This window comes from Oleiphilus sp. HI0132, assembly GCF_001635845.1.
Genome location: NZ_LWGJ01001256.1, coordinates 1 through 6,841 on the forward strand (window position 1 = coordinate 1; position 6,841 = coordinate 6,841).

Genomic DNA, 6,841 nt, shown 5'->3' on the forward strand with positions numbered 1-6,841 from the left:
GCAGAAGCAAATGCTTCGAGAATCTATAAAGCACTTAGTCAAATTCTACTGTACTAATAAAGAAAGCGAATACCTAAAAACTATCGCTCGACATCACGCCGATAAAGTTCGAGCTGACGAATATATGTATAAACTTTTCGTAGACTCTTTCATTCAGGCTATTGAAGATACCTACCCTAACTTTTGTGAGGAAGCAGCTTTAGTTTGGCGATGCGCCTTAAAGCCAGGCATCGACTTTATGAACTCTTATAAGGCTTAGCTGAACAGTGTTCCCAATTTGGGTCTTTAGAGACCAGTTTCCTGTTAATAATAAACAGACTCGGAACCAGGATGAAAGCGGTGCTGACTATGTCTGCAATAGTATGATATTGCTGGTAAAGCATTAAAATCGCATACGCTAAGAATGATACTCCCAAGGCAACTTGCCAGTGAACTTGAAACGTTGAACCTTGAGTTAATAACATCACTAAGGCCAGGGATAATGCTGTATGAGTGCTGTAGTCTAGTGAGACTGTAGGCCAAATAAGAAAATAGTTATCCAGAGCCATTAAGGCGTAAACCAGCGCTACTGATACCAAGGTTTGTAGACTGAACCTGGCTGCTGTTCGGTATTGTTTATTAAGGATTTGTCTGGCGATAAAGCCAAGTACAAGCAGTCCTAACAAAGGGATATAGGCATCGGCGATGGCATCAAGTTGCTGGTAGTTCACTTTGTTAGCCTTGGTGTAAATCCATCTTATAAAAAGCTGGGATAGTTGGGCAGTTTTGCCGTGACCAGTTCGTCATGAGCCGGGACGATCACTAAGTCAGGGTCACGTTTGCTTAAAGAGTGAATTTGATCGATGACTTTTTCCGCTTGGTCTACGTTATTATCGACACCAGTTGCCCACTGAACAATCTTCGGACGGCCGCGGTTGTCTTGAATTCCTTTGATCGCCCATGTTGCATCGCCAATGAAGAAATAGCGCCCTTTGTCTGGCGTATTAACAAAAAGACCCAAGTGCCCTTGCGAGTGCCCGGCCAGGTCGACTAACACTAAGCTGCCGTCACCGTAGATATCCAAACTTTTATCGAAGCCTTGGTAGGGTTGATCTAAGAGCTTTATGAATTGCCGTTTGATGTCAGGACTATCAAATTGCGATAAGACAAAGGCGGGTGGCTTGCCTTGGTGCGCGGCGTCATGCTCTTGCTGTTGAATCCATACCGGTGTTGCTGGGAAGTCTTCAATTGCACTGACATGATCCCAGTGCATATGGCTAGGGATGATGGCTTTAATTGTGCTGATGGGGTAGTTATTCGCGTTTAACTGGCTAATGGCGGGTTTAACGTTTTCGATCGCGAACAACTGTTTCTCCCAAAAAGCGAATACTTGCATTTGTTCTTCGACTTCAGTGCCGATGCCGCTATCCCAGAGCAAATCACCCTTTGGATGTTTGATAAGAATTGCGTTATGCACTAACGTTCGCTGAGTAAACCAGCTACCACTGGATACCACCATCGCTTCTTGCGCGCCGCCTGATTCAGCGGTGACGATAACTGAAAAACTAAGATTTGCAGGTATCATCTCTCCAGCAAAAGTTGATGTGCTGCTTGTGAAAGTGATAAGCAGGAGAGGGATCAGCATGGTAAGTCTCATGACTAAGGGCTTCATAATGTTCTCTTTGTTTTTTGTATGATGAGGCGATAGTAATGACAATAGACTGATAGGTAAAATATATAATAAATATACCTGATATATATTTTATATGTATTTAGAATGCTGAGAATAATAACAAGCGACAGGCTATCACTTCCAGGAGCTTAGTGATCGCTGCGGTATTTGTTCTTATCCTGAATTAAGCGCATATTTACCTTAGCCTGAATGTTGGTGAGAGGAAATTATAAGACTGATATACTCAAGGCGCTTTAGAAGGAAATGAAGCAGAAATACTCTGCTTGGTGGTCGTTTCGCTTCACATGTTTGCATGTTAAAGACTCAATCAATAGGGAGATAAATTAGTGAACGTAATTAAAGCGGGCGCCAGCCTCATGTTGTTATTGTCTGCAAATTTAAGTGTTGCAGAAAACCACCACCATAGTACTAAGCAGTTTAAAGTGACTGAGTTAAAGCCAGGCTTTCACTTTCTTCAGGGAAAGGGCGGGAATATCTTATTGTCCGAAGGTGATGACGGGTTGTCGATAGTGACTATGCCGATATGTCAGGTGGTTTAGAGAAAACACTTGATACTTTTGGTAAACCGCTTAAGTACATCCTAAATACGCATTGGCATGGTGACCATACTCAAGGCAATAAGCTCTTGGGTAAAGAGCCTACCGTTGTCGCGCATGATAATGTTTATCAGCGTTTGAACTCTCGTCAAGAGGTTAAGCTGTTTAACATGGTGTCGGAACCATACCCAAAGCATGCGCTGCCGGATATTACCTATGATCATCGTATGACTATCCACTTTAACGGGCATGATATTTCTGTAATGCACTTGCCAATCGGACATACTGATGGCGATAGCGTGATCTTCTTTAAAGAACAAAATATTGTCCATTTGGGTGACCATTTCTTTAACGGCTTTTACCCCTTTGTTGATGTGGATGCCGGTGGGCGTGTACGAGGTGTCGCCCAGAATATTGATCGAATTTTAGATTCTATCGATGACTCAACCCAAATTGTGCCTGGGCACGGACCAATGGCAACGAAGCCAGACCTTATTGCCTTCAGAGACATGTTGCGTGGTACGGCGAAAGAGGTCGAGAGCATGATGAATGACAAGAGCCTGGAAGAGATACAAAGTGCAGGTTTGAGTGCAAAATGGGACGAGTGGGAAAACGGTTTCTTAAATGAGCCTACCTGGATCAAAATCGTCTTTAATAGTTTGCATGCGAGCCAGCACGATAAACCCAATAAACATAAGCACAAACACTAAGTTTCTCTTGGTATAGAGGCTGAAAGTAATGATGCTTTCAGTCTTTATCTAAATGAAACCAGAGAGCTTTCTGGTCTAGTGGTGTCGCTTCAGGAAGCAAAGGGTTAATCAGGCGATAGTGTAGTCGCTGCTTTAAATTAGCCTTCAGTATCAGATCAGCATAATACTGCTGGAACAGCGCATCGAACTTTCCGTCCAACAGGGCTTTCTGAAGCCCCTCTTCTATAAGGCTAGCTAAGGCCGTATTTTCTTGTGCGACAAAGAAATACGTAGCGGTCGGGTAGCTGAGTAGCGTGTGAGGCTCAAGGGTAATGTTGCGATGTTGATGCGTTTCTAGTTCATCCCAGATCTCGATAATAGAGCGAGGAAAGAGTTCCGCCCGATTAAGTGACAACACTTGAAATAAGCCTTCGTAACTGGGGCCAGTTTGTACCTTAAAATTGTTATATCTCAATATGTTGGTATCGGGCCAGTCATGCCCTTGAATGAGTGTGGCTTTTTTTAAAGCCCTTAAATCTTGGCTTTGTTTTCGTGTTGCCAACTGCTCGGGTGTTGTCAGGAACAAGCGCCAGCCAATCAAGCCTTTATAAATAGGGATTCTAATAGGCTTTACTTCTGACTCTCGTTCTTTGGAAGTCATGGTCCACATCACATCGATACCCTTGCTTTGGCTCAACTGTTTGATAGCCCGGCCTTGTGTCATAAAATACTGCGAGGGTTCTACTGTTAGAGGCACCGAATGATAACTTAGGGCTAGCTTTAATAGCTCTATTGGGTAACTGTGATGTTTGGTGAATACTTCGCCTGGCTGAGGGTAGCGAATGCTCGTTTGAGTTATCGCATTGGAAAATGAGCTGAAGAGCGAGAGCAATAAGCTGATGTAAATGAGTTTCGAAAAATTCATAATTCGCTGTTACTCCTACCAAGCAAATATTGAGACAGGTATGGCAGTTGGAAGGAATCGATTGCCATCTAAGCAAAAGCGAATTTGACACCTACTAAAAGGGCGCTATTTTTTCCTTCCCTAGCACTATACGATACCTTGAATGGCTCTGGTATTAAACTGTTCTTGTTTGATTCTAATCTAACAAAGATATTGTAAGAATAAACTCTGGGGCTGTCTTATCTTTTTAGGATTGATGGAGGGGCTTGAGGAGAGAGTACCCGGGCAAAACCCAGGCACTCTAGATATTGCTATTGCCTGATCTTTACTTTTCTTCTGGTTTTGGTGCGTAAGGCCCAGGAAGTAGACCCCAGTGCTGGTTATTGACCAGGTTACTACTCGCCATAGCAGAAAGTTCAGGTGTGTGATCGACAATACTGCCGGCAATTTGATCTACTAATGCACCAATGAGAGCACCAGCCAAACCGCCACCGCCGTCACCTGAAGACTTCACAGCTTGGGCTCTGCCATTCCATAATATTTGTCCACTCTTGGCATCTATTAATCGCCAATCTGAAGCCACGACAGTCTTTGAGGATATCACTTGGTACTCCTGCCCCCACTGCTTGATATCAATGTATAACACTGCGTCAGGGTTGATAATTTCCCTAATTTTGTCCAAGGGAATAGTATTCATTTCAGCCGTTGTAGGGAGCCCATTCTCTTTAAACAAAGTATCGACAACTGAAACAGGAAATACATAGTAGCCTTTTTCTGCCAAGGGCTCAGATATCGAGGAAATAAGCGTATAGGGTGCATTAACTTCGACAGAGCTATTATTGGGTGGAATTACCAGAATAGAGGTCGGTTTGCTTTGCTTAAGGGCCGTGTAGTCATAACCTTTAACGGCACAACCGGATAAAACTCCAAAAGCAAGTATTGAAATAACTAAGAACTTGAATCCCTTCATTTTGTTTTCTCCTTATGATGGCTGTTAGATGCTTCCAAGGCGGTGTCTTGCATGTTGGAGCGAGTCAGAATGCCGTCAACAAATACGCTAGATTCAGGGTACAGTGCTTTTTCTTGTAGCAAAGCGCTTTTTGCCAGGCCAGGGTTTCCGGCTTGAGCGTGAACCATTCCTAAGTGAGCATATAGGCCGGGAGGAACTTTCATCCCTTTATTTTCTGCTCGCTCTATAGTTAGGTTTAGTTTATAGATCTGCGTGGCAGTATCTGCTTCGCCGGGGTTGAGGTAAATATCGTAAACGATTTCTTGGTAATCACCCCAATAGTACAAATTACTATGAGTTGAACATGCTTGAGCCAAAAGAATGACCGCCATTGCAGCGATCAACTTGATATTAATGTATTTCATCGAACTTCCTTATGTCGATAGTTAGTTGCTATTTTTCAACAGACCAAACGCCGGACTCTAGATCTCTAACTAAATTATTAATGGCTTCGGTAATCGCGAAGTTAAGAACTTTGCCATTAAGCGTTGCATCATAACCCGCTGTGCCACCGAAACCGATGACTTCGCGATTGCTCAGTGCATACTCTCCGGCACCTTGTGTTGAATAGATTATTTGGCTGGTTGTTACGTCAATGATATTGATGGAAACTTTGGCATAAGCAATTTGCTCCTTTCCGCGCCCCAAGATACCAAATAGTTGCTTGTCACCAACTTCTTTACGGCCAAACTCCGAGACTGCGCCTGAAACGACATATCTTGCGCCCGTAATGTTTTGCTTTTGACCGCGATAGGCAGCTTCTTGCTCAAGCTCTTTCATCGCGTCACGGTCAACAAGGTTGAATCTGTTCGTTTGTTGAAGGTGGGTCTCTAAGATGGTCTTGCCTTGCGAACCTAGGCGATCGCCACCAGAAGAAAATAGACCCTGCATATAGTTTGAACGGTTATTAAAATTGCCTACTACCATGGCTGTTTTCTTACCACTATAGTTTGTTTGATAGCTGGCAACTCGATCTGGTTGAATAGCTCGCTTACTTTCCGTTGCGCAGGCGCTAAGGAGTACAAAAAGTGAAACTAAGGAAATTACTTTGCTAAAACGTAAGGAGAAATTCTTCATAATTAAGGTCCTTCAGGTAGGTTTGCTCCAAAGATTATCACAGCAACAAGCCTAGGTGTACTGGATTAATCTTCAATATGGGGCGAATCACCCCGCTTAATTGGGTATAATATGCGCCAGTTTTATTTTTATCTCATTCTGTAAAAGAGGCCTCCTTTGACCCAGTTTCGTCCCTGTATCGATTTACATCAAGGCAAAGTAAAGCAAATTGTTGGTGGTAGCTTGAATGACCAAGGTGCCGATACTAATTTTGTGAGTGCTTATGATGCGGCTTACTATGCTTCCTTATACAAGGAGCATAACTTACAAGGTGGGCATGTTATTGCACTAGGCCCAGGAAATAAGGACGAAGCACTTAAGGCACTATCGGCCTGGCCTCAAGGTTTACAATTTGGCGGGGGCGTTAATCATGAAAATGCCAGCGAGTTTTTGGAAGCAGGTGCGTCGCATTTGATCGTCACGTCTTACCTCTTCGAAGATGGGGAGCTATCTTCTGACAGAATTGAAAAGATAAAAGCGGAGACGGGAGCGGAGCGTTTAGTGATGGATCTGAGTTGCCGAAAAACCGAATCGGGTTGGAATATTGCGACGGATCGTTGGCAAACAGTGACCCGTACTCAGATTACCAAGAATACCCTCGCTGAGTTGGCAGGGCACTGCAATGAGTTTTTAATACATGCTGCCGATGTTGAAGGGCTACAAGCAGGAATTGATGAGGACCTGGTTTCTTTATTAGGAGAAATTTCCCCCATTCCAGTCACTTACGCTGGCGGTGCACGTTCTTTCGAAGACTTAAAATTGGTTCATCAGTTATCTGGCGGCAAGGTTGATCTGACAATAGGGAGTGCCTTGGATATTTTTGGGGGGGCGGGGCTTACACTTGATGAGTGCATCTCATGGAATGAAAATCGCTAGCTAGGTTTTGTTTTTCAAATGGGCCTTAATCAGAAAGTT

10 protein-coding genes are annotated in these 6,841 nt (G+C 43.6%); 4 read left to right on the forward strand and 6 right to left on the reverse strand.

The features are described 5' to 3' along the window. The coding region (locus A3766_RS32095; protein WP_231882929.1) for a hypothetical protein at positions 1–259 on the forward strand (259 nt) is incomplete at its 5' end. Here the strand turns inward: A3766_RS32095 and A3766_RS18860 are convergent. Further along, positions 237–710 (reverse strand): hypothetical protein, encoded by a 474-nt coding sequence (locus tag A3766_RS18860; protein ID WP_068515874.1) that lies wholly within the window; start codon positions 708–710, stop codon positions 237–239. The genes A3766_RS32095 and A3766_RS18860 overlap by 23 nt on opposite strands. A 26-nt stretch (positions 711–736) precedes the next feature. Continuing rightward, positions 737–1,651, reverse strand: coding sequence for an MBL fold metallo-hydrolase (locus A3766_RS18865; RefSeq protein WP_082880408.1), 915 nt, complete (start codon positions 1,649–1,651; stop codon positions 737–739). A 347-nt stretch (positions 1,652–1,998) separates the two neighbouring features. Here A3766_RS18865 and A3766_RS31300 point away from each other — a divergent pair, with 347 nt between their 5' ends. Both A3766_RS31300 and A3766_RS18870 read left to right on the forward strand, forming a co-directional pair. After that, on the forward strand, positions 1,999–2,211 hold the full coding sequence (locus tag A3766_RS31300; protein WP_068567935.1) for a hypothetical protein: 213 nt from the start codon (positions 1,999–2,001) through the stop codon (positions 2,209–2,211). Further along, complete coding sequence (locus A3766_RS18870; protein WP_197475874.1) at positions 2,196–2,918, forward strand: MBL fold metallo-hydrolase; 723 nt, start codon at positions 2,196–2,198, stop codon at positions 2,916–2,918. Before A3766_RS31300 ends, A3766_RS18870 begins: the two co-directional genes overlap by 16 nt. A 37-nt stretch (positions 2,919–2,955) precedes the next feature. On the opposite strand, the gene A3766_RS18875 is transcribed toward A3766_RS18870, so the two are convergent. The 4 genes from A3766_RS18875 to A3766_RS18890 form a co-directional block, all read right to left on the reverse strand. After that, positions 2,956–3,822, reverse strand: coding sequence for a hypothetical protein (locus A3766_RS18875; RefSeq protein WP_068514500.1), 867 nt, complete (start codon positions 3,820–3,822; stop codon positions 2,956–2,958). Positions 3,823–4,126: 304 nt separating this feature from the next. Beyond that, positions 4,127–4,771, reverse strand: a complete 645-nt coding sequence (locus tag A3766_RS18880) for a GNA1162 family protein (RefSeq protein WP_068515871.1) — start codon at positions 4,769–4,771, stop codon at positions 4,127–4,129. After that, positions 4,768–5,175 carry a DUF4810 domain-containing protein gene (locus A3766_RS18885; protein ID WP_068515868.1) on the reverse strand — a complete coding sequence of 136 codons (408 nt, stop codon included), beginning with the start codon at positions 5,173–5,175 and terminating at the stop codon, positions 4,768–4,770. Before A3766_RS18885 ends, A3766_RS18880 begins: the two co-directional genes overlap by 4 nt. Before the next feature lie 28 nt (positions 5,176–5,203). Then, a complete protein-coding gene (locus tag A3766_RS18890) occupies positions 5,204–5,887 on the reverse strand; it encodes a CsgG/HfaB family protein (RefSeq protein ID WP_068642777.1) in 684 nt (227 codons plus the stop codon). 156 nt (positions 5,888–6,043) lie between these two features. Between A3766_RS18890 and hisA the strand changes: the two genes are divergently transcribed. Further along, positions 6,044–6,802, forward strand: a complete 759-nt coding sequence (gene hisA / locus A3766_RS18895; protein WP_068515862.1) for a phosphoribosylformimino-5-aminoimidazole carboxamide ribotide isomerase — start codon at positions 6,044–6,046, stop codon at positions 6,800–6,802. The last annotated feature ends 39 nt before the right edge of the window (positions 6,803–6,841 follow it).